This is a genomic window from Acidovorax sp. Root217, assembly GCF_001428645.1.
Lineage (GTDB): Bacteria > Pseudomonadota > Gammaproteobacteria > Burkholderiales > Burkholderiaceae_C > Acidovorax.
In genome coordinates this window covers 1-1259 of sequence record NZ_LMIH01000033.1, presented here as the reverse complement: position 1 = coordinate 1259, position 1259 = coordinate 1, and the positions used below count along the sequence as shown (strand labels likewise).

2 protein-coding genes are annotated in these 1259 nt (G+C 65.0%); both read right to left on the bottom strand.

The window, feature by feature from the left end; all coding sequences use genetic code 11:
- On the bottom strand, nt 1-627 hold a 627-nt coding region (locus ASE31_RS25125; RefSeq protein ID WP_057204814.1), incomplete at its 3' end, for an electron transfer flavoprotein subunit alpha/FixB family protein.
- A gap of 19 nt (nt 628-646) precedes the next feature.
- A partial coding sequence (locus ASE31_RS25120) for an electron transfer flavoprotein subunit beta/FixA family protein (protein ID WP_057204812.1) occupies nt 647-1259 on the bottom strand: 613 nt, incomplete at its 5' end.

Below are 1259 nucleotides of genomic sequence, written 5' to 3'. Positions count from 1 at the left end.
CTTTTCCTTGCTGCCCAAAGCCCGGCCACCGGAGACGATGATCTTGGCGGCGGTCAGCTCGGGGCGGTCGCTCTTGGCGATCTCGCTGCCCACGAAGGTGCTCTTGCCCGTATCCGCCGTGGCGGCGGAGGTTTCGGTGGCGGCACTGCCACCGGATGCTGCTGCCGGGTCAAAGCCCGTGGTGCGCACGGTGATGACCTTGGTGGCATCGCTGCTCTGCACGGTGGCAATCGCGTTGCCGGCGTAGATGGGGCGCTCGAAGGTGTCGGGGGAGATCACCTTGGTGATGTCGCTGATCTGGGCCACATCGAGCTTGGCGGCCACGCGGGGCGCCACGTTCTTGCCGCTGGCGGTCGCGGGGAACAGGATGTGGCTGTAGTTGGCAGCAATGGCCAGGACTTGCGCGGCCACGTTCTCGGCCAGGCCGTGTTCGAGACCTGGGGCATCGGCATGGATGACCTTTGCCACACCGGCGATTTGTCCGGCAGCGGCTGCAGCAGCACCGGCATTGTGGCCGGCGATCAGCACGTGCACGTCGCCACCGCAGGCAATGGCGGCGGTCACGGTGTTGAGCGTTGCGCCCTTGATGGCGGCGTTGTCGTGTTCTGCAATAACGAGTACGGTCATTTGGTGTTCTCCTTATTGTTCAGATGACTTTGGCTTCGTTCTTGAGCTTGTCGACCAGGGCGGCCACGTCGGCCACCTTGACGCCGGCGCCGCGCTTGGCGGGCTCGGTCACCTTGAGGGTCTTGAGGCGGGGGGTGACATCCACACCCAGGTCTTCGGGCTTGACGATATCCAGCTGCTTCTTCTTGGCCTTCATGATGTTGGGCAAGGTGACGTAGCGGGGCTCGTTCAGGCGCAGGTCGGTGGTGATGACTGCGGGCAGGGTCAGGGCCAGGGTTTCCAGGCCGCCGTCGACTTCGCGGGTCACGCTGACCTTGTCGGCAGACAACTCCACCTTGCTGGCGAAGGTGGCCTGGGGCAGGTCGGCCAGGGCCGCCAGCATCTGGCCGGTCTGGTTGGCATCGTCGTCGATGGCCTGCTTGCCCAGGATCACGAGGCCTGGCTGCTCTTTGTCGACCAGGGCTTTGAGGATCTTGGCCACGGCCAGGGGTTGCAGTTCGACGTCGGTTTCCACCAGGATGGCGCGGTCGGCGCCGATGGCCATGGCGGTGCGCAGGGTTTCCTGGCATTGGGCCACGCCGCAGGAGACGGCGATGACTTCGGTCACCAGGCCTTTTTCTTTCAGGCGCACG